Origin of the sequence: Sphingobium sp. LB126, assembly GCF_002795205.1 — a bacterium.
GTDB classification, from domain to species: Bacteria; Pseudomonadota; Alphaproteobacteria; order Sphingomonadales; family Sphingomonadaceae; genus Sphingobium; species Sphingobium chungbukense.
Window position 1 is genome coordinate 68,396 of sequence record NZ_NETV01000001.1, and the last position, 22,563, is coordinate 90,958.

The window sequence follows — 22,563 nt, forward strand, 5'->3', positions numbered from 1 at the left end:
TTTCGGAGAGAGGTTAGAGGCCGAGCCCTCGTTTGCGGCCAAAGCTCCAGTCGATGCCGCCATCATCGCGGGCGACGCCGGAAACATGCTTGCCGAGGTGCTTTTCCAGAGAGGGTGACCAGGGCACGAGTTGGAAGCCGAGGCCGTCGTCCAGCATGGCAAAGCGGCCGGAGGCGAGTGCCAAACGCTGGCGGTAGGTGCCGGCAACATACTCGCCGCTTCCCGCGCGATTGAACGGCTGGCCTGTTTCGGCGGAGAGTTTTTCGCCGGCCGCTTCCAGCTCGCGACGGCGCAGCGTGTCGATCAGCCCGCGATTGAAGGTGACACGCTGGCCGTGTCGCTCGCCGAAGCCCTGTCCGACCAGATGATCCGCGCGTCGATCCAGCGCCTGCCGTACCTCGGCGCCGAAGCCGGCCTCGGACAGGGCGGCAGGTTCGCGCGCGATGTTCTGCCGATCGAGCCAAGTCGCGCCGGTTGCCGTGACCTGACGATCGATATCGAGATCGGAGCGGACGGCGATTGCGACCCGGCGCTGTCCCTGTGCATCATCGAACGCACGCAACTCGACGATCGAACCCGCCGCGCTGTCACCGGCGGCTTCGAGATCGGGCAGCTTGATGTGATGGGTGCGGCCGTCGACGCCGTCGACCACGGCGTAGGCGGAGCCCTTCAGCTCGTCATCAAGACCGCGATCGACCAATCGGCCGATCACGGGCGCATCGAGGCTTTCGGCCGCGAGCACATAGCCCGCCGAGCCGCGTTCGATGCCGCGATCCGTCAAAGCCCGGTGCATGCGTTTGATGATGTCGCCGCGCTCGCCGAGTTCACGCAGAGTCGCCTCGGCCTTCGTGTCGATCGCCCATTGACCGGGGCCGACCTGCTCGGCGAGGCCGAGTGTTTCCAGCTTGCGGAGCCGTCCGACCTTCAGCGCATGAAATTCGTCGAGCCGGACGTTCGGATCGATCGCCGTCTCGATGACGCCCGTGGCATGGCCATCGCGGATAAGCTGGCGGTCAAGCTGCGTGAAGCGCTCGGCATCGACCTGGCGTTTCAGGCTGCGCTGGATGTCGAGGTCGGTGCGCGGCCCTAATTCCTGCGTGATGAGGTCACGCGCGCGGTCGCGCATTCCTTCCTTGATGTAGTCGCGTGAGATGACGAGGTCCTGCCCGTCGTCACGGACCCCGCGCACGATCAGGTGGACATGGGGATGCTCGGTGTTCCAGTGGTCGACCGCCACCCAATCGAGGCGGGTGTCGAGATCCTTTTCCATCTGCGTGACGAGATCGCGGGTGAAGGACCGCAGGTCGGCCATGTCGGGCGCATCGTCGGGCGAGACGATGAACCGGAAATGGTGGCGGTCGTCCTGGCACCGTTCCGCAAAGGCCTTCGGATCGGCGTCGTCGCCCCCGGGACCGAAGAGATGGGCCTTCTCCCCATCGCGGGTCACGCCTTCGCGGCGCAGATAATTGAGGTGGGTCGCGAGCGGCGCCGAGCGCGATGTCTGGCGCACGACGCGCGCCTTGATGACAGCGCCGCGCGTTCGCGCGGTGAGCAGCCGGTTCGCCTGGATGCTCGCACGCTGGCCCCGCCCGAAGCGCGAGCGGTTGCCGGACACGATCCGGCCGGAGCGTGAGACGCCGGCCCCGGCCTTCTTCGCCGCGGCGAGAGCCTGCGCGATGAAGGGACGAGCCTGCTGCGCACGGGTCGAGCGGATGCGGCCCGGCCGGATGCGGAAATCACTGTCGCCGGTCATGGCTGATGCCTCGCACATCGCGCCAAGCACAGGAAATCGCAGGAAAATCGGCGTAGTCGTGAGGTGCGGGGAAATCCCGCACATCGCGAAATCGCCTCATAACCTATTGAAAAACCACAACCGACCCAAGCCGCACCTCGCGGCCTTTTATCCTGCCATCGTCCGGTCGTGTTGCCTGCCTCTACCCTCAACGCACACCATGACGCGCTTGAGCACGCTATCGTGCGATCAGGAACCGGGCTGCTCATGGCGCATTCCTTTGGCCCGAACGCGGGACAAACAGCCCGCCCGACTGCGGCTCGATGGCGGAAACATCGCGCACGGACGATGTCGTCATCGCGGCATCGGAAGCGCGCTCGGCCGGTACGGGAACGGGTATCGATATGCGCTCAGCTTGCGCGATGAACAGCGGCGCGCGTGTCCAGGCGAGTGCATCGGCCGCGGCGGCCACGATCGGCCAAGTCGCATCGCCGCTGGTCACCGACGGCGCGACGATGGCGACATAGGCGCGCGTTTCCGCGGGCAGCGCCCGGCCCTTCAGCGAGTCCTCGTAACGACCAGGACCGGCATTGTAGGCCGCGATCCAGCCGGGCGATCCGTAGCGATCGAACAGCTCGCGGATGTAGCCGGCGCCGGCGATGATGTTGTCATGCGGATCATAAGGATCAGCGCCGAGACGGTGGCGAAGGCGCAAGCCTGCCCAAGTGGGCGGCATGATCTGCATCAGGCCCATCGCGCCCTTCGGCGAAAGGGCGCGTGGATCGCCTGCACTTTCGGCACGCATCACCGCCCTGATCCATGCGATCGGAACGCCGAAGCGCCGCGAAGCCTCGGCGATATGATCGCCATAGGGATCGCGTGGCGACGGTCGATCGGCGCCCAAGTCCTGCGCCATCGTGATCGCCGGCATGATGCTCGCGAGGCTAAGGCCGGAAAGGAGGAGGAGAGCCATGCGCCGGGCAGCGCAGCGCGGCCCGGACGCAATCGAACGGCTCCTCGGTTGACGAGAGCCAAGCATCGCTCAGTCCTTCTCGCCGCGATCGCGCGGACGCGACCAATGCAGCGACCAGGCCGAGCCGCCATCGTCGTCGCGGAACATGTTGGCGCGGATCGGGTGCGGGAATGTCGGATCGTCGATCAGCAGCGCGACGTATTCGCCGGCCTTCTCTCCGGAGCGTTTCCATCCGGCGCCGATCTCCGCGCCCGGCTCATTGTTCATGCCGTCGAAGACATGCACGCGATACTGCGGTGCGTTCTCAACCTCGGTCGGTTCGGCTGCGATGATTATGACGTCCTGGTTCAAAACCAGCGTCGTCAGATGCCCGACGAAGCCGGTCTCGTCGCGCGTGAATTCGCCAATCTGGGGCATGTCAGTCTCCTTCGCGGTGGGGATTGGGACAGCCATCGGCGAGCACCGCTCCCGCCGAATGGGAAGGCGGTCAGCGTGTCGGCGCACGCCATTCGAAGCGGCCGGTGCCGTCTTCATCGGTCCACAGTGGGACGGCACGGCCGATGATCTGGTCGGTCGAGATCAGGCCGAAGTAGCGGCCGTCGAGGCTGTCGCGGACCTGCCAGTTCATGAGGAAGACTTCGCCAGTCTGGACCCGGCGGCAGCCTTGCCAGACGGGAAGATCGCGGCCTGCGCGATCGCGCTCCAGTGCCGCACCGACCTCCACACCATCGACGGTGATAGTGAGGTTCGAACGGCAAACGGTCTGCCCGGAGACGGCGAGGATGCGCTTCATCAGCGGCACGCCCTTGGGCAGGTAGCCGCGCTCGGCGAGGAATGTCGCGAGCGGCTCGGGCGCATCGACCGCAACGAGATCGGTAACGTCGAGCGGCCCGTCGAAGTCGATCGAATAGAACCCGATGGGCGCGCTCGCCGATGCGTTCCAGATCAGCTTGATGGGCATCGGCGTGAGGCCGGGATAGCCGACGCTGAGCGCGGCGAGCGTCGTCGCCAGGAGAAGTCCGGCGCGGCTCACGACTCGGCCTTTCGGCGCAGCAGGAATGCGCGATGATGGTCGAGCGTGTAGGTGCGCGGCTCGTGTCCAGCAGCGAGCCGGTTGTGGACGTGACGCCAATGATCGGGCGAAACCGCTTCGGGATCGATGCCGATGCGCTCGATGGCGTCGATCGCCTGCAGCACGCGCTCGACCCTGGGCCAGCTCTCGACCTTCAGCAGGATTTCGCCGCCAGGACGAACGAAAGGCAGCGTCTGGTACGTCTCGCCGCGCGCAACCGAGCGCACGACGTCGATGCGCGAGATGATCGTTCCGAAGTCATTCGAGGCCCAGCGCACGAAGGCGAAGACCGCGCCGGGGCGAAAAGACAGGACACGCCGACGGCGATCGAGAATCTGTTCGTGGGCGTGCGTGCCGAAGCGGATCCAGTTCTCGATCTTCTTCTCAACCCAGGTCAGTTCGACATGGGTGAGATTGTCTTGGTGGCGTGCGGTCGGCGTCGGGCCGCCGCGCGCGCGGGGGGCCGCGGCGCCGGTCATGAGGGGTCTCCTTCGATGTGTGGGAATTCGCGCGCGAGCATCTCGCGCAGCATGTCGGCAACGGTAACGCCGCGCCGGAAGGCAGCGATCTTGATCCGTCCACGTAAGGCGGGCGTGACGTCGATCGTCATGCGGGCGGTGAAGGCTTCATCGTCCGGCGCGCGCGGCGCGGTGGCATCTGCGGCCTTGATCCAGGCCTCTTGATTGGTCGGACGTGCCGCAAAGCCGCGCCGTTCGGATCGCTCGCTCATGGTGAGATCCTTTCGAGCTCGGTGACGAGCGCCGCGATCTCGCGCGCGGCGGGTCCGTCGTCGTCGATCTCGAAAGCGAGCCGGCCCGATTGCGCGGCGTCGGCGTAGATGACGCGCTGTCCGATCGCCGTGCGCAGCACTGGCGGATCGTGGTCGGCGAGCGTCTCGGCCGTCTCGCGGGCGATCACGGTGCGCGCGCCGCAGCGATTGAGGACGAAGCGAGCGCGAAGCTCCGGCCGATAGATGCGCGCCTCCGACAGGAGCGCCAGCATCTCGGCCGAGGCCCAACCATCGAGCGGCGACGGCTGCACGGGGATCAGCACGAGGTCGGCGGCGAGCAGCGCGGATCGCATCAGCCCGGCGACGCGCGGCGGCCCGTCGATCACCACATGATCGACATCGCGCGCCAGCTCGGGCGCCTCACGGTGGAGCGTGTCGCGCGCCAGGCCGACGACGCCGAACAGGCGCGGCGCGTGCTCGCGGGCGCGTTGCTGCGACCAGTCGAGCGCCGAACCCTGGGGGTCCGCATCGACGAGCGTGACCCGCTTTCCCCTACCGGCCCATTCGCCGGCTAGGTGCAGCGCCAGCGTCGTCTTGCCGACGCCGCCCTTCTGGTTGAGGAAGGCCACGATCATCGGCGGCCTCCCGGGCGTGGACCGAAGGGAAGCTGCGGAGGGCCGGAGGTCCCGTTTCTCGCCGCGCCAGCGTTGGTAAGAGCGGCGCTGCTGGTGCGCCGCTTGCCAGCGGCGCTTAGCGCGTTCGCGGCCTGCCGGACGAGGTTTTCCACCTCTCGCGCGCGCTCTTCAAAGTTAGATTCTCTGTTAGATTCTAAGTTAGCGAGGCGATTTTCGGTTCTGCTGTCGTGGGTTAGGCCGTGTTTCGGTTCCCGTTGGCACGAGGGGCCGGTTCCTGATGGCACGCGCTTTCGGGTTCCCGATGGCACGAAGCCTTTCACAGCTTTTCCACAGGGCGGCGTCCGCTCGAAAGCGAGCAACGTTCGGCCGCCGGCCTCGATCTCGAGGAACAGCGTGTAGCCGGGAAGCGGCTGGCGACGGATGATGTCGCGCAGCTCGAAGGCGAAGCGTTTGTACGGTGACAACGCGCCGGATTTCTGGTGGAGGTGGCGAAAGTCGAATCGCCAGCCATTGCGCTGGCGCCCGCCGTGCTTGCGCACCAGGCGATAGAGCCAGCGATCGAGCCCGCCTGTGAGATCGAAATAGGCCCGGTCGATCGTCAGCACGAGCGCATCGTCGAGAACGGCCTGATAAAACCAGTCCGGGACGATCATCTCGATCCCGTCCGGCTTGCCGTTGCGGTTGGTGCGCTCCTTCCACTCGTTGATCCACGAGAAGCGATGACGCCGGCCCTCGGCGGATTGGCGGATCGAGGTGCAGACCGTCGTGGATTGCAGACGATCGAGCGCGGCCTTCAAGCGCTGATAGTCGCGTAAGGACGTGCCGCGGCCGATGAATTTGAGAATTTCATAGGGCGTGGCGACCATCAGGCGCGACGTGCGCAGGCCGGCGTCACGCGCCTCGACGATCTGGCTCGCCGCCCAGATCAGGATGTCGGCGTCCCAAATGGTCGCCATGCCGTGATCGGGCACGGCCTCGACGCGGATCGACACATTGCCGGCGGCGAAGTCGATCGGCGCGACGCGGTGCGATTTGGAGAGGGAGAAAAACGGATAGGCCATGAGATCCTGTGCGTCTCGTGCTGCGAACTCGCCGGGGAGCGCACGGAACAGATCGAGCTGCCCGCGCTCCGAGAGGGACTGGTGTCGCGCCGCCATTCGGGAATCCGGGGGCGATCAGCGCGCGTATCGTCCGGCATGTGCCGGCGGCGCAGGCGTATGGCGCTTGGCCGGAAGCACGCTGCCGCGCGGATCGGAGGTGGAGGTGACGGCGCCGCGCTCGGCCCAGGCCTCAAGATCGTCGACCGCATAAACGACGCGACCGCCGAGCTTGCGATAGGCCGGACCCGTTCCGTAAGTCCGATGCTTTTCGAGGGTGCGGGCCGATAGGCTGAGGAATTCGGCGGCTTCCTTGGTGCGCAGGTAGCGCGGCGGGAGAACGGCGAGATCAGGTCGCATGGGAGGGCCTCCGTGGGTTCGTTGGGGCCGCCGGGAAGCGGCGGGTAACGAAGGCCACGTTGGCGAAGCAGGGCCGGCGAGATGCAGGGCGAATTCAGGGGGGCCTAAATTCGCCCACCAAGAGTCGGATGGAGATCGGCTAAAGTTGCCGCCGATGACGAAGCAACGTGCGATACCCACCCACCATCATCGCGCGGGCATCTCGAAGCAGGGCTTTGGTGGCGTGGCGGGCGGAAGATGCCTGCCAGTCGTCGCGACCGAGAGCGCCGATCCGAAATATGACCTGCGCAATTTCTTGCTGGGTCGCGCCCGCGCGATGACCGTCGAAGGCCTGCAGCATCCGGAACAGCCGAGCACGTTGCTGCCGTGTCAGTCGGGTGTCGGGCGGTATGGCGCGGCCATGGAGGGCGGAGAGCAAGCGGGCGACCGATTGGAGCCGGTCGAAGCCTTCCAGGCCGAGCGGGATGAAGGCGCCAAGAGATTTGGCGGGTCGTGTCTCGGACGGATGAACAAGCGCTACGCGCTGACCGTTTCCGAGATCGAGAACCAGATGGGTCTCGCTGCCGACATCGACGCTTACGGCGGCGTCGATCGTCGGTTGGGGATCAGCGCTTGCGGACGGAATATCCGGAGGTGGGCCAAGAACGATGGCGCTTGTGTCTTCCTGGGGAAGCCAGATCACCTGCGCTTCGGGAGGTGCCTGCATCGGGTCTACGGGGAAATCGCAACCCCCACCGCTGCCCGATCCCGTCGGTCAGCGTGCGCAGATCACTTTCGCTGTCGCCGAGCGCTTGAAAATCCCTGTCGTAGGTTTCGTTGCGGCGCAGCCATTCCCACGCGACGTCGGACGCGGTCATGTCGGCGACGTGCGCATAGCGTTCCGATGAACGCCAGCCGGAAGCATCTGGTGTCATCGCGATCCTCCCTAGTCTTTGAATTTGTGGGAGAGTCAGGATTCCCGGCTGGGTTGTTCAGTGGAAGTCAGAGGGCCGGCAAAGGGTGGTGCCGAAACGGCATCGCGGCGATCACTGTGCGGAGCGGACCAAGTCTCGATAGCCGTGCTCGGTCATCCACTGCGCGCGGGCGAGATGCGTGTCATGGACCTGGCGGCACCGCTGCGGCTCACGTGCCGTATCGAGGCCAAAGAGAATCTGGACGGCTTCGCGCCAATCAGCTCCGTCGCGCGAGGAATCGAGCAGGCGCAGATAGAGAACCATATGCTCGCGGTCATAGGCCGTGAGGGTCTGGCTGATCGGAGGCGCATCGAGAAACGGCGGCATCGCGGATTCCATCAGGCGACTATATTCGCGCGGAAAGCATTCGTTAACACTCGTGCCCGGCATTACTGTGACAACGTGCGATGGATGGTGTGCGCCACGCGATCACGGCGCTGCTAACGCCTCGTCGGCCGGTCGTCCCGCTCATGGAGCAGCAGCACTCCTTCGCCCTTGTCGGTGGAAAGCAGGACGATACCGGCTGTTTCAAGCGCCCTTCGCACCTGATCGCGCGTCGACTCGTACACCTCTAATCCACTTTCGGACTCAAGGCGCTTGAGCGCGGTTAGCGATGTCCGGGCCTTGTCAGCGAGCGTCTCCTGTGTCCACCCCAGCAACGCGCGTGCGGCCCGCGATTGTCGGGCGGTGATCATGCATGATCACCTCCCACCGACGGACACACGCTTGCCAGAACTACGACTATAATAGTCGTTCTTTGCGCCCATTGCGAGGGTAATCGGCGTCTCAGGGCTGGCGGTGCCCTCGCCGGGCGGCCGAAGTGATTCGCGCTAGCAGTGGAAAGGCCCCGGCCTGTTCGGCCGGGGCCTTGCTCGGGGCTCAGTCGCCGCGGCGGGTCGGGCGGGACCAGATCAGCGAGTGGGTGTCGCCGTCCTCGTCGTCGAAGAGGTTGGCGTAGATGGGGGCGTTGAAGCTCGGATCGTCGAGCTTGAGGCCCAGATAGTCGCGGCCCTCGTTGGAGCGCTTGGACCAGGCGGCGCCGATTTCCGCGCGGCCGACCAGAACCCGGTGGCTGGGGGCGTTCTCGCCGGTGGCGCGGGTGTCGGGGACGATGCGCACGCCCTTGGCTTGGACGCTGAGGGTTACGATTTCGCCGGTGAACTCGTTCGAGCCGGTCTTCTTGAAGGTGCCGATGGTCGCCATTGTAAGTCTCCGTTTCGTTTTCGGGACCGCTCCATTGCGGCCTCGATGGCGATCGACAGGCCGGAGGCGACCGACGCCGCATCGCTTGCGACCGGAGCAACGCGGAGGATGGCAGGAACGACTTTGTTGTTTCGCGAGGAATGACGGCCTTGGCCGGCAGGGGAAGAAAGTCGGGACGCGCCGTTGCGGCATAGGCGGTCGAGGCGCAGCCGTCCTTCGGTCAGATCAGGCCATTGGAGAGGCCGTTCGGAGCGGTCTGGAGACAATCAGGAACGGAAGATCATGGCGACCCGGTCGCAACCAGCAGACGGCGCAAGCTGAAGATCATCTGCGACCCGTCCTCCCCTTGTACAGGCGAGGGTCGAGCTTTCGTTTCGAAGTCGGCCAGTGGAGATGACGCCCTCGACTTCGTGTTGCACCGTTCCCGCGCACAGAGGCGCCGAGCAGAAATCCGGGCGCTGTTGAGGCGGCCGCACGATGGGCTTCAGTCAGGTTCCGGTGACGCGGCTCCCTCTCCAACTGCACAACGCTGAGGGCTGAAACCCCCGACTGGTCGTCCCGGCGACGGTTCCGTCGTGGTGTCAGGCTGGTGCAATGCCCTGGCTGGACGGGCCGGTGCTTGCCATCCCAGCGACGCGCGCGAACGCGGTGACGCCGACCGCGACCGCACCGATGACGGAGAACACGAGCTGCCAGGTCTCCGACGGCATGGTGTGTTTCACGATGCCATGCGTGGCGTGGAAGCCGGCGATCGCCGCGGGTGCGACAAATGCCAGCGCGATCAGCAGGCGTGCCCAGAGCGGGCGGACAATTCCAAGCAAGAGCTGCCCCACGCCCAACGTCAGGCCGGCGCCGAGCATGCCGATAAGGATGGCGCCGAGCCAGCCCGCGCCAGTGTCATAGGCCCAGGTGCCGGCGGTCACGCCCGCGAAGAATGGCAGTGCGAACACCGCGAGCGTGAACAGCAACCAGCACAAGATGCCGATGGCTGCGAAGGATAGGACAATGCCGAGGATAATCATGGTGGTGTCTCCGAAAGAGCAAATTCTGACGGTCGCGCCTTCCACCACCACCACGGCGCATTCGGGAGCATAGCAAAAGCTGTGCTCCGTCGGGAGCGGAAACCGCAGGGGTCTCCGCGTCGCCTGGAAGGGTGGCGCGCCGTCATGGCGCGAAGGGATCGACCTCGTGGACGATCTCCGAGACGTCGCCGTCGTATTCGTTTGCGGGTGTCACCGAGAGAGTGCCGTCGCCCGCGCGGAAGATGACGATGACGGCCATCAGCGTGGTGGCGAGGCTGAAGGCGAAGGCGTGTGCGTCGGGGAAGGACATCGATCCGGCTCCTGTTTCGAGCGGAGGACCATCCCCCCGCTGACAGGCGCCCGATGTGTTCGGCCGATGGCCGCAATCACCGCGCAGGCAACGCCGGCGCGGCGGCACGCTATGCGTAGTCCGACCCTTTACGGGTTGATGGCGTCAGGCCATCGGCTGGACCAAGGACCAGCGCCATTCAGCGGGGAGTGGTCTTCTCCGGGCTGGAAGCCGAGTCGATGTGGCCGTGACGTTGGTGAAGCCGTACTGTCTGCGCGAGCTGCCGTGCGACCTCACCTGCGTCATCCGCAAAGCCTGGTGGCCATTTCCTCGACGGCTCGCGCTGAAACCCGCCACGCTGAAAATGCGGATGGAGGTGGCTGATAATCCACTCGATGCGTGAAGGAGGCACCAAGCCGGCTTGAGCCGAATAATGGAGTGCCTTGGCGAGATCGTGCCCGATGTTCGCGCGGTTCCAAACATCATCGGTCGCGACGTTAAGCAGATAGGATTTGAGGAGGAGTTCGATGGCAATTGCAATCGCATGAAGGGCTTGATTGTCGAATCCTTGATCCGCCGCCCATTCGGCGGCTGCAGCCTTCACGGTGGCATTCTCCAGGAAAACCGCAGCGAGAACGGCGTCCGAACGTGCCGGTTTCGGGAGTGGCTTCAGTCGCTGCATTCGTTGCGTTATGCCATAGGCTTGGCCGTTTAGCAGGTGCCCGATGCGGCGGCGCTTACGCGCCGCCGAATTTCCACACCGGGATGCCGAGCTTCTTGGCTTTGTCGGCGAGGTTGTCATTGATGCCGGTGCCGGGGAAGTGCAGCACGCCCTTCGGCAGGATTTGCAGCATCTCGTCATTGCGTTTGAAGGGTGCTGCCCGGCCGTGCTTCGTCCAGTCGGGTGCAAAGCCGATCTGTGGGACATTGCGATTCCTGGCCCAGAGAGAAGCGATCTTCTCGGCACCCTTCGGCGACTTGCCGTGGATCAGCACCATGTCGGGGTGCTTCTCGTGAACCTGGTCGAGCTTGGCCCAGATGAGGTGATGGTTGTCGAAATCGAGCCCGCCGGTGACGGCGATCTTCGGTCCAGGCGGCAGGAGCACTTCCTGCTCGGCACGCTTCTTCGCCATGATGAAGTCGCGGCTGTCGATCATCGCCGAGGTGAGGTTGCGATGATTGACCTTCGATCCTGACCGCGGGAGCCAGGCTTTGCCGACCTGGCGTTCGTAGTGCTCGGCGGCCTGGTCGCGCATCAGTTCGAAGGCGGTCTGGCGTTCGACCTGTGTCTTGCCCTCGGCGATCAGGCGCTCGAGATCGACCGACTTCACCTCGCTGCCGTCCTGTTCGCGTTGGGAGCGCTTTTGGGCCTGCTCGTTGTCGTCGAGCTCGCGGTTGATCCGTTCGGCGGCGCGATGAAAGACGTTCACGGTCGACCAGAGGAGATCGTCGAGGTCGGGTTCGAGGCGCGTGTCCTCCAGGGTCACGATCAGGGCGTCGAAGATGTCGGCGACCGCGCCCGCGACCGCGTTGCCGTCCGGCAGAAGCCGCTGATCGGGTTCGTCGGCGAAAGGCCGGTAGCCGTGGAGCTGCAATTCGTTGAGGACGTGGTCAGTCGGTGAGGATTCGTGGTGCGGTTCGTAGTCGTCGAGATCGCGCATCGGATGCTCCGTCGGATGGACCGCGACCGTCGCGGCCTTCATGGCGACGAAGCACACCGGCGGGGCGGCCCTGCACCCGGAGCGCGAGCGAGGGCCGGAGCGTCAGCGGAGGATGGCGGAGGCCGGCTATTTTGTTTCGCGATGGAAAGCGGCCCCTTGGGGCCGCGCCGGAAAATAGTCGGCCGCAGCCATTGCCGGGCCGGCCTGCCTGTGGGCCGATCGCCCTCTCGAAGGCCGAGGCGCGGTCCTCTCCGATCCGCTGCGTCTGAGCGAGTACGGCGGCGGGGCCGCTGCCGCTTCCTTACCGGCTATGCCGCCAGCGCCATGAAGCGTGCGACGTCCTGCGGCCCGAGCTGTACCCGAGTCTGACTGCGCAATGTCGCGATGCCGAGGGTGCGGAGATCCTCGTTGAAGTCCCCGAGCTGTGGAGAGATCACGATCGCCTCGATCCCGGCCGCGTTCGCCCGTTCGATCAGGCTGTCACGCGCACCATCGCCTGCCGGATCGTCATCGCGCAGGATGTAGAGCCGCCGCAGCGTGTCCGGGAACAGGATGGCGGCGAGATGTGCCGCGGAGAGCGCCGCCACCATCGGCATGTTGGGCACGACCTGGCGGATTGAAAGGACCGTCTCGATGCCTTCGCCGGCTGCCATCACTTCGCCACCAGCGCCAAAGCGGACCGCGTTGCCGAGGAGATCGCCCATCGCCCGGCGCGGGGTTTCGAATGGCGCCTTGTCGTGGCGTCGTGAGTCGAGCCAGGTGCGATGCGCCCCGGTGATCATGCCGTCGAGGTCAGTGACAGCGGCGATCATGGCCGGCCAAGTCTCGGTCGGCGCATGCTCGTCCGGGCGATAATAGCAGTGCGGGTGGAAATACAGATTTCCGGCTCCACGGAGATCCGTAATGCCGCGTTGCCGGAGATACGCCGCGACGATTGTGCCCGCAATCGGCTGCGACATGCGGATGAGGCGCCGTGCGGCTTCGGGCGATCCATGTGGTGCGGGCGCCAGCGGCTGGAAGGCGGAGGGTTCCGGCGCTGGTGGTGGCATGCTGAGGAAGAGCCGAGCCTCGTCGGCGACATCCTTGAAGTCGATGAGGCCGCAGCTCTCGCGGATGACGTCGAGGAGGTCTCCATGCTCGCCGGTAGCGGCGTCAGTCCATTTCCCGGCGGGGCCTTTGGGCGAGTCCTTGAGCCGGACGTACATCGAGCGGCCCTTAGTGTTACGGGCGTCGCCCACCTGCCAGTAGTTGCCCTGACGGTGGCCATTGCTGAGATAATGGCGGCACACCGCCTCGGCCTGTCGGCCGAGACGTTGCGCGAGATCGGATGCGTCGAGACGGGCCATCACGCTGCCTCCCGCTCGCCGACGCGCTGGATCGGGTAGGTGCCGATCAGCTTGCCGATGATGGTCGCGCCGTCCGCGCCGACGGGCACGAAGAAGCGGAGCTTCCACGAGATGATCTCGCTGAAGAGGCCAAAGGCGCGCAGGCGCTCGCGCATCGCGTCGGTGAAGCCGGAGAGTTCGATGCGATCGGCGCCCATGACGCGCACGCGACGGAGTTGGAGGCCTTCGGCGAGATCGAGGATTGTCTTGCCCTCGATGAGCGCGGCATAGGCATGGTCGGCGGACAGGTTCGTCGTTCCGACTGTCGTGGCGTTGGCGACCCATGCGGGCGACACGCGGCGGCCGATGATCCGTTCCCCGTCATCGGTCTGGAGCCGATAGACACGGCTCGACTCGTTGGGCAGCCGCTTCCAGATCGGCAGCAGCAGGCCAGCGACGATGTGGATCGTGGAATCGGAATAGGCTGGCACCTCCGCGATCTCGGCGTTCCAGGCGGCGGTGAACTCGGCGCGACTGGCGGCGATCCAATGGCTTTCGTCCATCATGCGGATGGAGGCGTGATGCTGCTCCATCGGCCGGATCAGCCGCACGCGGCGTTCGATCTCCCCGTCGTCGAGCATCAGCGAAGGCGCTGGAAGCTGAACCGCGGCGCGGTGGGAGCGCTCGTTGACCAGCAACTTGGCGACCGGATCGTCGAGCCAAGCCATCGCCTCCTCGGCGGTCATCGGCCGGTTGCGCTCGCGCTGTTGGATGGTCAGCAGGCTGGTTTCCGCGCCGGTGCCGGGATGGGTGTAGATGGTCTGGCGATCGGTGACGACGAAGCTCTCCGCGCGCAGCGTCTCCAGTCCGATGTCGTAGATGCCGGCGGCGATCGCGCCCTCGACCTTGGCGGTCAGAAGCTGCTCGAAGGCGGCGAACAGGACGTCCTGCAGGTCGATGGTGAGCGCGAGCAGGCGGTTGAGAAAGGTTGTGATCGGCGGGAGCTCGTCCTTGATGCCGTTGTCGTCCATCAGCTTCAGGCCGGTCGTGTCCTCGAACCGCTGGAGCGAGCACCCTTCGATCTTGCCGCGGACGATCAGGATGTAGAGCTGGCGAAGCGCATCGCGCGCATAGTGGCTCTCCAGATTGTCCTCGGGTCGGAACAGGCCCTGGCCGCCGGTCTGGCGCTGTCCGCGCGTGATCGCGCCCAGCGTGTCGAGCCGGCGCGCGATGGTCGATAGGAAGCGCTTCTCCGCCTTCACATTGGTCGCGATCGGACGGAAGAGCGGCGGCTGCGCCTGGTTGGTGCGGTGGGTGCGGCCGAGGCCTTGGATCGCGGCGTCGGCTTTCCAGCCCGGCTCAAGCAGATAGTGGACGCGAAGCCGCGTGTTCCGTGCCGACAGCTCCGCATGGTAGCTGCGGCCCGTACCGCCGGCATCGCTGAACACGAGCACGCGCTTCATGTCGTCCATGAAGGCCTGGGTCTCGGCGAGATTGGCGGACGCCGCGCGGGTCTCGACCACAAGGCGCTGTCCCTTGCGCACGATACGACGCGAGCGGCCGGTGACTTCGGCCACCACGTCCGCGCCGAAATGCTGGACGATCTGGTCGAGCGCGCCCGGCACCGGCGGAAGGCTCGCGAGTTTCTCGATCAGCTCGGTGCGGCGGGCGACCGCCTCGCGGCTCTCGACCGGCTGGCCGTCGCGAAAGACCGGACGCGAGGACATATTGCCCTCGCCGTCGCTGAAGGGCTCGTAGAGCTGCACCGGGAAGGAATGGGCGAGATAATCGAGGACATATTCTTTGCAGTCGCAGTTTATGTCGAGCGTGGCGGCGAGAGACGCAGGTTTCCTTCGGTTTTCCATGATTTCACTCCAGATAATTACGGTTCCCTCGACCTGAACAAGTCGAAGGAACCAACATGCGATCAAGATCATTATTGTCGTTTCGAGCGGCCCGGCTCCGGGTCGAAGACCCGCCCAGTCACGACGCTCTACTCACCGCATTCCTCTCCTCTCTGTCGCTCGACGAGAGGTCAGGCAGTGCGATTCTGTTTGGCGCTGCGGCCCGTCATTTCCTGCATTGGATGGAACTGCATGGGATCGCGATCCGCACGATCGACGATCGGACCGTTCGGCGGTTCGAGAAGCATCGGTGCCGTTGCCACCGGTATTCGGCGCAGCAGCCAGTCTATAAGGCGGACATTGCAGCGCGAGTCAGGCGCTTCGTCCGCTTCCTGGAGGATCAAGGCTACGTCGGTGTCGACGACGGGATCGACGATCTGCCACGGCACCTCGCCGACTATTTCGATGGGATCGATCGCTTGCAACTCGCGCAAGGACCGGCCCAGTCCTATCGATCCGAGGCCGAGCATTTCGCGGCCTGGCTTCGCATTGCGCGACGACAATGGGCCGATATCGATGACACGATCATCGACCAGTACGGCGCGCATGATTGTCGATGTCCGGTCTGGCGCAAGCGAGGCAAGCTTGTTGCCTCGGGCGCGAAGCGGCGGCGGCGAGGCGCTCGGCACTTCGTCGAGTTCTTGCGCGACCGCGGTGTCATCCCTTCAGTCGAACTGGTGTCGGATGACGACCCGCACATGGCGGCATATCTGGCATGGCTCAAGCAACACCGCGGCGCGACCGATGAGACGATCCGGCGCTACCGGGCCGATATCAGGCGGCTCGCGCCTATGCTCGGCGAGCCTTCACAATGGGATGCAGCCGTCCTCAGACGGGCGTTTCAACAACGAAGCAAGGAGACGCCGGGTTCGGCATCACTGCTCGTCACGATAATACGGAGCTATATTCGGTTCCTGGTCGTGCAGGGTATTTGCCGTCCAGCTTTGTTGCACGCGATCCCATCAGTGCAACGCTACCGTCTTTCGACGCTGCCCCGGCACGTTAACCCGGCAACGATCGAGCAGATCATCGGCGCATGTCCGACTGATCGCCCGGTGGAAGTTCGGGACAAGGCCATCATTCTCCTGCTCGCCCGGCTTGGCCTGCGTGCCGGTGATATTCGGGATATGCACCTCGACGATATCGACTGGCGCTCGGGCCACCTGACGGTCAAGGGCAAGACGCGTCGGCCTGATCGCCTGCCATTGCCTCAGGACGTCGGTGACGCGATCCTGGACTACATTGCCACGGCGCGTCCCAAGACCGCCGATCCGCATCTGTTCGTGCGCGCGCAAGCCCCGTTCCGTTCGTTCCGCTCATCGGCGGAGATCGCCGGCATCGTTGCACGCACGCATGAGCGCGGCGGGATCGAAGGCGTGCCGACCGGATCGCACATTTTCCGGCATTCGCTTGCCACCAACTTGCTGCGCGCGGGCGCAGGGCTGGAGTCCGTTGGAACGATCCTGCGCCACAGCTCGCCCGAGACCACCGCCATCTACGCCAAGGTCGACCTGCCGATGCTCATGAAAATCGCGCAGCCATGGCCGGGAGAACCGTCATGCTGAGCACGCAGATTGCCAGATACGTCTCGCTGTATCGCAGCTTGGGGCGGAAGTTCTCGGAACAGGAACGACTGCTGCGCCAATACGCCGCTTTCGCTGAACGCTTCGGTGACCGGCACACCCGAGTGCAGCGCATCTACGACTGGTGCCACACGGCAAGCTCGCAAAACGTGGCTCGCCATAGGTACGACGCTGCTCGTAACTTCAGCCTTTTCGCTCATGCCGAGGACCCAGACAACGAAGTCCCGCCTGTCGGCGTTTTCGGCCGGGGGAAGCGGCCACGTCCCACTCCGACCATAATCGAAGCGGACCAGGTGCGGGCGATCATGGCGGCGGCATTGAACGTTCCGCCCCATGGCACGATTAGCCCATACACGTACCATTACCTGTTCGGCCTGCTCGCGGCGACAGGTCTCCGGATTTCCGAGGCTCTCGCGCTACAGTGCAACGATCTGGTCGAGGATGGGCTGGTCGTCCGCAACGGCAAGTTCGGCAAGCAGCGACTGATCGCCTTGCAGCCATCGACGCGCCAAGCACTCGAAGCCTACATTGCGATCCGCGCGAAGCACCCGGCCAAGTGTAATGACCTGTTCGTCACTATCCGGGGGCGGGCGCCGCACAAGGTGCGCGCCCACGTCGTGTTCGTCAGGTTGGCCCGGCTTCTCGGATATCGTGGAGCAACCGGTACGGCAGGCATGCGACTCCACGATCTGCGACATACGTTCGCTGTTCGCTCGCTTGAGTCCTGCCCGCGTGACAGGGAGGCCATTGCCCACCACATGGCCGGTCTCAGTGTCTACCTGGGGCACGCGTCGATCGCCAACACGTACTGGTATCTCGAAGCCACGCCAGTGCTGCTGCGCGACATTGCGGCTGCAAGCGAGCAACTTTTTCAAGGAGAAGCGGCATGACGGCGCTTGCTCCCCATCTCTCGGCATATCTGCGGGAACATCTGCCGCGCGAACGCGCCGTCAGCCCGCACACGGTGAAGACCTATGCCAACTGCTTCGTCCTCCTCGTCCAGTTCGCTGCCGATCGGCTGAAGCGCCGACCGACCGATCTCGAGGTTGAGGATCTCGGCACAGACATGATCATGGCCTTCCTCGATCATGTGGAGATCGGCCGCGGCAGCTGCGTGCGGACCCGCAATGGCAGGCTCGCCGCGATCCGATCCTTCTTCCGATACATCGAGTACCGGATTCCAGCCTGCCTCGATCAGGCACTCCGTGTCAGAGCAATCCCGACCAAGAAGACAGACAAGGCGCTGATCGATTACCTCGACCGGGCCGAGATCAAGGCTTTGCTCGATACACCCGATCCCCGGACACGCCTCGGCACCCGTGATCGCGCGATGCTGCATCTTACCTATGCTGGCGGACTGAGGGTGTCGGAACTCGTAACGCTGCAACTGGGCGATTTCCCGGACCGCTCCCTGTCCACCATGCACATCATGGGCAAAGGGCGACGTGAACGGGTCCTGCCGCTGTGGAAGGAGACCCAGATCGCATTGCGCGCATGGCTTGCGATCCGGCCTCAAGTTGAGGTCACCGAGATTTTCCTCAATGCCAACGGGCAGCCGATGACCCGCGACGGATTTGCGTTCCGATTGGCCGAGCACGTCAAGACGGCAGCGACGAAGCAGCCGTCGATCCTTGGGAAGCGCGTCACACCCCACGTGCTTCGTCATTCTTGCGCGATGCACACGCTCGCGGCGACGGGGGACATTCGCAAGGTCGCATTATGGCTCGGCCACGCCAGTATCCAGAGCACCGAGACCTACTTGCGCGCCGATCCCGAAGAGAAGCTGCAGATTCTCGCAGCCCACGGTGCCCCTGCGATCAAGCCGGGGCGCTTCAAGCCGCCTTCCGACGCCTTGATCACAATGCTCACCGACGTTCGAAGGCGGGCCTGACCCGTCTTCGAACACTCCCTCTAACCCGCATATTATCTGGAGTGAAATCATGGAAAACCGAAGGAAACCTGCGTCTCTCGCCGCCACGCTCGACATAAACTGCGACTGCAAAGAATATGTGTAATGTGGAGCTCCACATTACACGTATTCGCGGGGCGTGATGTCGACGCGAATGTCATTCCACTCCTCGGTCGGAACTTCGGCCAAGCGCCGTTCCATCAGCGCCTCGCCGGTCGAGACGATCTGGATGACCGCGGAATGCCCGGCCTCCAGGTCCGCCGCGATCGAGCGGATCAACGTCGGCGTCTTCATCGATGTTAGCAGATGACCGAAGAAACGCTGCTTGGCGCTTTCGAAGGCGGAGCGCGCGGCGGATTTGGCCTGGCGGTTCAACGTCCCGGTCGAGCCGGTGATGTTGGCCGCCTGCATGGCCGCATCGAGATGGTTGTGGATGATGGCTTATCGCGAGGTCGCGATAATGCGCAGGAGCGCGGCGCGGCCCCGCAAAGCGGCGGCACACTTCGCCACGTCCTTCGCATTATTTCACAGGGTGTCGAGCCATTCCATCAGGCTGGCATCGCGTTTCCACGATGGTGGGACGTTGCTCGCCGCCGGCGCGCCTACCTGTTCAAGCGCCTTTCGTTTGGTCTCCAGATTGGCCTGTGCGTAGTGGTTGGTCGTATCGAGGCTGACGTGTCCAAGCCAACTGCGGATGACGGTGATGTCGACCCCGGCAGCGACAAGGTGAACGGCGGTGGCATGCCGGAAGCTGTGCGGCGTCACATGTTTGGACCGAAGCGTCGGCATGGATTTGGCGGCTTCCTCAACATAGGCGGCCAACTTGAACCGCACCCCGGAGGCGCCCAGGGGCTCACCGTATCGATTCACGAAGATTCGCTCTTCTGCCCCACGTGGTTGGCGTTCCAACAACTTCCGGAGCAACGTCACTGTTTCTGGCCAGAGCGGACAGATGCGTTCCTTGCGCCCCTTGCCGTAAAGACGCACGAAGTTCGGTGCGTCGAACCGGATCGCGTCGGTACAGAGGTCGAGAGCTTCCTGGATGCGCGCGCCGCTGTTGTAGAGGAACGAGAGCAACACATGGTCGCGCATCCCCTCGATTGTCGATCGGTCGGGCTGAGCAAGGATCGCCTCGACCTCCCCCGTCTCGAGATAGCAGGGTGCAGCGGTGGGCTCCCGCTTCAGCGGGACGGTCAGGACCTCGGCGCATTGCGCAATGTATTCGGGATCCTTGTCCGCCACGTAGCTGAAGAAGCTGCGGATCGCTGCGAGCCGGCAGTTTCGCGTGCCGATTGTGCTTTTGCGCCCATGCTCGGTATGATGGAGGAACGCGCGCACCTCGCCGGCCGAGACATCGGCCAGCGTGATCCGCGCAACCCCGCCGCCTTTTCGCTCCGCGATAAACCGAAGCAACAATCGCCAGGTGTCGCGGTAAGACCGGATCGTATGAACCGAAGCACTGCGTTGCTCGGCCAACCATTCCTGGAAGAACGCCCGCAACAACGCGGGGAACGGATTGCTCTTCGTCATGGCCGCGCCTCCATTGTGAGGCATCGGACGCCAACGGTACGGAACCGCTCGCTTGCCTCATGCAGCAGGTCCTGCGTGACAGTGATGTAGACCAGCGTGGAGTTGATGTCCCGGTGCCCCATATAGGTGGAGAGAAAGCGCAGTTTGTCCTGCGGATTGACGCCGGATCGATACCATTGAAGGATTCGGTTCACGACCATCGAGTGGCGCAGGTCATGAACGCGTGGTCCCGCCCGCCCCGTCGGGGGCTTGAACCCGGCGCGGCGCATGACGTTGGTAATCATCGTTGAGACCGTCACGGGGGTATAGCGATCATTGAAGTGCTCGTGCCAGAAGAGCCCGGACCGCGGATCCTGCGGGGCGCCGGCGCGCCGCCTTGCATCGATATAGGCCCGTAATTCGGCCATGACGCTGCCGGTTAGCGGCAAGATCCTGGTCTTGTAGAACTTCGTTTCCCGGATCGTGATCGTGTCCGATTGAAGGTCCACGTCACCCAGATCAAGCCCGGCGAGTTCACTACGGCGCAGTCCGGCACAATAGGCCAGAACCACCATCGTGTAGAGGACCATAGGCCGCAGCGGAGCATCCGGCGACGGATACGAGCGGGCAACATCGAGCAACCGCCGGACGTCGGCCGGACTGAAGATATGCGGCCGTCGATGCTCGCGCGCCACTTCCCGCTCTGGCCGGGCGTTGAAGCGTTTTGGCGGGATTCTGGGATCAAGGCGATACCGCGCCTTGGTCAGGATGCGCCCCAGCTTCTGACATTCAGCCGCGTGATTGCGGGTCGGCTTGGCAGTTGCCCAGCGCGCCAGCATTGTCTCAAGCGATGCCCCGGCAAGTTCGGGGTTCGCCTGGAGGAACCGATCGAACCGCAATAGCCAGTGAGCCTGGGTCTCATACTGATAGCCCCGGCTGCGCATCAACGCGACATGCTCGCGCATGAAGTCCCCCAGCACGCTGCCGTAGGGCGCGGGCCGTCGCAATGCGGCCAGGGCTTCGTCGGGATTGGGGGAAGCGAGAGCCCGCCAGATCGGCTTGTTTTGTTTGGCGTTGTACTGACGACGAAGCACAGCAACGGGATTCTCGGCGATCAGCCCGATTTCGACGAGGTGTTCGAGGAAGCGATCGACAATGCAGACCTGGTTGAGCAGCGTCGGCATTCGCCAACGTTTTTCCATTTCCTTCAGCCAGACGTCGAGCATCTGCCGGTCAACCGCGGGATGACGTCGGGCTACATCCTCGAAGCTGCGAAGGAACCAGCGATAAGTCGGTCTGCTTCCCGGCCGGAACTGCGATTTTTCCAGGAAGGCGTCAACAACGGTGCAATCGGGATCGTGCCAGGCGCTCATGACAGCATCTCCGAGCCGGGTACCTCGAGCGCCACGGCTCGGAGATCATCTGTCGCCAGCTTGAGATAGGCATTGGTGGATTCGATTGATCGATGCCCGAGCACGTCGCCGATGATCTTTTGCGGGACCGACGCCCGCAGTAGTTCGACCGCTCGCGCGTGGCGGAAGACATGCGCTCCTCGCTTTCCCGGCGGCTCGACGCCTGCGGCTGCTAACCGCCCGCGGATCATGCCGTACAGGTTTGTCATTGCGATGTAGGGCGCGCAGGATCGGATGAAGATTTCCCGCCCCTCGACCTGGGGGCGCCCATGACGCAGATAGTCGAGCAGCGCCTCACCAACCGGCGCCAATAGCGGCATGTAGGAGTACGCATTGGTCTTGGTGTGACGGATACGCAGGGATTCTCCGCGCCAGTTCACGTCTTCAAGCCGAAGGCGGCATATCTCACCTTCGCGCAACCCATATGTGGCAAGCAGTTGAAGTACCGCAAAATCGCGCATTCCTCGCGGCGATCCGTCCTTCTTCGTCGTCGCCAACACCGCGGCGATTTGGCTCTTGTCCAACGTCGAGGGCACATCTTCATAGGCGTAAAGCATGGGGCCGATGATGTGCGGCGTGAGATCAGTCGGGATGCGTCCCGTCCGATGCAGATAGCGCACCACCGACCGGAGCCGCTCAGCGACATCGGCCAATGATTTGCGCCTTAATCCAGGCGCGCGCATGTCCATGTAGAGATCGACTTCCACGATGCTCAACGTGTCGAGGCTGGCAGCACCGCTCCGTTCGAACTGCCATCGCAGGAAGTTCCGTGCCTCCCACATAAGCGCCGCGATGGTAGCGCTTGCCAGACCGCGCTCGTCGCGCAGCCATGCCTCGTATTCGCAGCAGATCGCCTGCCGGTACACAGTTTCCGGTTCGATTATCTCCGGCTCGGGCGGCCATTTGCCTTGAGCAAGCCGGAGGAGCTTGTTGATTGACGTGCGGGGCAACATGTGCCACCGCGGACAGGGAACTCGGCCATACTGGGCCTGAAAATCCTGGATTGCATAGCAAAAATACTGGTCGACCTGCTGAGGCGTCACAGTCTCGACCTGCATGTCGCACTCGGCCAGATAATCGAGAAATGCGCGCGCGTAGAGTCGATGGTTCGCCACAACCACCGGGTTATAATTCTGCGCCGTGAGCAAATTCGAGAGTTCGGCGATCAATTCGTCGTGCGTCTGCAACATGATT

General features: G+C 64.3%; 26 protein-coding genes and 1 pseudogene. 3 read left to right on the forward strand and 24 right to left on the reverse strand.

Annotation, left to right across the window (positions count from 1 at the left end):
• Positions 1-13: 13 nt before the first annotated feature.
• The 20 genes and pseudogenes from CAF53_RS00355 to CAF53_RS00445 all read right to left on the reverse strand — a co-directional run.
• Positions 14-1,753, reverse strand: a complete 1,740-nt coding sequence (locus CAF53_RS00355) for a VirD2 family relaxase/mobilization nuclease (RefSeq protein ID WP_033965849.1) — start codon at positions 1,751-1,753, stop codon at positions 14-16.
• A 244-nt stretch (positions 1,754-1,997) separates the two neighbouring features.
• The gene (locus CAF53_RS00360) at positions 1,998-2,663 is read right to left on the reverse strand and encodes a lytic transglycosylase domain-containing protein (RefSeq protein WP_063830810.1); all 666 of its coding nucleotides are present in this window, start codon (positions 2,661-2,663) and stop codon (positions 1,998-2,000) included.
• Positions 2,664-2,774: 111 nt separating this feature from the next.
• Positions 2,775-3,122, reverse strand: coding sequence for a DUF736 domain-containing protein (locus tag CAF53_RS00365; RefSeq protein ID WP_006022602.1), 348 nt, complete (start codon positions 3,120-3,122; stop codon positions 2,775-2,777).
• A 70-nt stretch (positions 3,123-3,192) separates the two neighbouring features.
• Positions 3,193-3,717: a S26 family signal peptidase gene (locus tag CAF53_RS00370; protein ID WP_210323756.1), complete on the reverse strand. Its 525-nt coding sequence runs from the start codon at positions 3,715-3,717 to the stop codon at positions 3,193-3,195.
• Positions 3,718-3,734: 17 nt separating this feature from the next.
• Entirely contained in the window at positions 3,735-4,256 is a 522-nt protein-coding gene (locus CAF53_RS00375; RefSeq protein ID WP_006022604.1) for a DUF2840 domain-containing protein, read from the reverse strand.
• Positions 4,253-4,507 (reverse strand): hypothetical protein, encoded by a 255-nt coding sequence (locus tag CAF53_RS00380; protein WP_006022605.1) that lies wholly within the window; start codon positions 4,505-4,507, stop codon positions 4,253-4,255. Before CAF53_RS00380 ends, CAF53_RS00375 begins: the two co-directional genes overlap by 4 nt.
• On the reverse strand, positions 4,504-5,142 hold the full coding sequence (parA, locus tag CAF53_RS00385) for a ParA family partition ATPase (RefSeq protein ID WP_006022606.1): 639 nt from the start codon (positions 5,140-5,142) through the stop codon (positions 4,504-4,506). The genes CAF53_RS00380 and parA overlap by 4 nt, the downstream gene beginning before the upstream one ends.
• On the reverse strand, positions 5,139-6,299 hold the full coding sequence (locus CAF53_RS00390) for a replication initiator protein A (protein WP_006022607.1): 1,161 nt from the start codon (positions 6,297-6,299) through the stop codon (positions 5,139-5,141). The genes parA and CAF53_RS00390 overlap by 4 nt, the downstream gene beginning before the upstream one ends.
• Positions 6,300-6,317: 18 nt before the next feature.
• On the reverse strand, positions 6,318-6,599 hold the full coding sequence (locus CAF53_RS00395) for a helix-turn-helix domain-containing protein (protein ID WP_006022608.1): 282 nt from the start codon (positions 6,597-6,599) through the stop codon (positions 6,318-6,320).
• Between the two features lie 139 nt (positions 6,600-6,738).
• A complete protein-coding gene (locus tag CAF53_RS00400; protein WP_242443340.1) occupies positions 6,739-7,281 on the reverse strand; it encodes a DUF2285 domain-containing protein in 543 nt (180 codons plus the stop codon).
• Complete coding sequence (locus tag CAF53_RS27940; RefSeq protein ID WP_006022609.1) at positions 7,205-7,513, reverse strand: DUF6499 domain-containing protein; 309 nt, start codon at positions 7,511-7,513, stop codon at positions 7,205-7,207. Before CAF53_RS27940 ends, CAF53_RS00400 begins: the two co-directional genes overlap by 77 nt.
• A gap of 111 nt (positions 7,514-7,624) precedes the next feature.
• Positions 7,625-7,891: a DUF2285 domain-containing protein gene (locus CAF53_RS00410; protein WP_024343455.1), complete on the reverse strand. Its 267-nt coding sequence runs from the start codon at positions 7,889-7,891 to the stop codon at positions 7,625-7,627.
• A 101-nt stretch (positions 7,892-7,992) separates the two neighbouring features.
• On the reverse strand, positions 7,993-8,247 hold the full coding sequence (locus CAF53_RS00415) for a hypothetical protein (RefSeq protein ID WP_006022611.1): 255 nt from the start codon (positions 8,245-8,247) through the stop codon (positions 7,993-7,995).
• A 184-nt stretch (positions 8,248-8,431) separates the two neighbouring features.
• On the reverse strand, positions 8,432-8,755 hold the full coding sequence (locus tag CAF53_RS00420; protein WP_006022612.1) for a DUF736 domain-containing protein: 324 nt from the start codon (positions 8,753-8,755) through the stop codon (positions 8,432-8,434).
• A 581-nt stretch (positions 8,756-9,336) separates the two neighbouring features.
• On the reverse strand, positions 9,337-9,777 hold the full coding sequence (locus tag CAF53_RS00425; protein WP_006022613.1) for a hypothetical protein: 441 nt from the start codon (positions 9,775-9,777) through the stop codon (positions 9,337-9,339).
• Positions 9,778-9,919: 142 nt separating this feature from the next.
• Positions 9,920-10,087, reverse strand: coding sequence for a hypothetical protein (locus CAF53_RS27445; protein ID WP_006022614.1), 168 nt, complete (start codon positions 10,085-10,087; stop codon positions 9,920-9,922).
• Between the two features lie 178 nt (positions 10,088-10,265).
• Positions 10,266-10,670, reverse strand: coding sequence for a hypothetical protein (locus CAF53_RS00430; protein ID WP_137903083.1), 405 nt, complete (start codon positions 10,668-10,670; stop codon positions 10,266-10,268).
• 133 nt (positions 10,671-10,803) lie between these two features.
• Positions 10,804-11,727 carry a DUF2493 domain-containing protein gene (locus CAF53_RS00435; RefSeq protein WP_006022616.1) on the reverse strand — a complete coding sequence of 308 codons (924 nt, stop codon included), beginning with the start codon at positions 11,725-11,727 and terminating at the stop codon, positions 10,804-10,806.
• A 308-nt stretch (positions 11,728-12,035) separates the two neighbouring features.
• Positions 12,036-13,073, reverse strand: a complete 1,038-nt coding sequence (locus tag CAF53_RS00440) for a toprim domain-containing protein (RefSeq protein WP_006022617.1) — start codon at positions 13,071-13,073, stop codon at positions 12,036-12,038.
• Positions 13,073-14,857: pseudogene (locus CAF53_RS00445) on the reverse strand (strawberry notch C-terminal domain-containing protein); the annotation flags it as partial. The pseudogene CAF53_RS00445 and the gene CAF53_RS00440, both read right to left, overlap by 1 nt.
• A 116-nt stretch (positions 14,858-14,973) precedes the next feature.
• Between CAF53_RS00445 and CAF53_RS00450 the strand changes: the two are divergent.
• From CAF53_RS00450 to CAF53_RS00460, 3 genes are read left to right on the forward strand one after another with little or no spacing between them, the layout of a single operon-like run.
• Entirely contained in the window at positions 14,974-16,521 is a 1,548-nt protein-coding gene (locus CAF53_RS00450) for a tyrosine-type recombinase/integrase (protein ID WP_011540750.1), read from the forward strand.
• On the forward strand, positions 16,515-17,429 hold the full coding sequence (locus tag CAF53_RS00455) for a tyrosine-type recombinase/integrase (RefSeq protein ID WP_011540751.1): 915 nt from the start codon (positions 16,515-16,517) through the stop codon (positions 17,427-17,429). The genes CAF53_RS00450 and CAF53_RS00455 overlap by 7 nt, the downstream gene beginning before the upstream one ends.
• On the forward strand, positions 17,426-18,430 hold the full coding sequence (locus CAF53_RS00460; protein WP_024310637.1) for a tyrosine-type recombinase/integrase: 1,005 nt from the start codon (positions 17,426-17,428) through the stop codon (positions 18,428-18,430). The genes CAF53_RS00455 and CAF53_RS00460 overlap by 4 nt, the downstream gene beginning before the upstream one ends.
• A gap of 138 nt (positions 18,431-18,568) precedes the next feature.
• Here the strand turns inward: CAF53_RS00460 and CAF53_RS00465 are convergent, their stop codons facing one another.
• From CAF53_RS00465 to CAF53_RS00480, 4 genes are all read right to left on the reverse strand, one after another.
• Entirely contained in the window at positions 18,569-18,859 is a 291-nt protein-coding gene (locus CAF53_RS00465) for a hypothetical protein (RefSeq protein WP_197707319.1), read from the reverse strand.
• A gap of 114 nt (positions 18,860-18,973) precedes the next feature.
• Complete coding sequence (locus tag CAF53_RS00470; protein ID WP_066704306.1) at positions 18,974-19,978, reverse strand: tyrosine-type recombinase/integrase; 1,005 nt, start codon at positions 19,976-19,978, stop codon at positions 18,974-18,976.
• On the reverse strand, positions 19,975-21,330 hold the full coding sequence (locus CAF53_RS00475; protein ID WP_066704304.1) for a tyrosine-type recombinase/integrase: 1,356 nt from the start codon (positions 21,328-21,330) through the stop codon (positions 19,975-19,977). The genes CAF53_RS00470 and CAF53_RS00475 overlap by 4 nt, the downstream gene beginning before the upstream one ends.
• Entirely contained in the window at positions 21,327-22,559 is a 1,233-nt protein-coding gene (locus tag CAF53_RS00480; RefSeq protein ID WP_066704301.1) for a site-specific integrase, read from the reverse strand. Before CAF53_RS00480 ends, CAF53_RS00475 begins: the two co-directional genes overlap by 4 nt.
• Between the last annotated feature and the right edge of the window lie 4 nt (positions 22,560-22,563).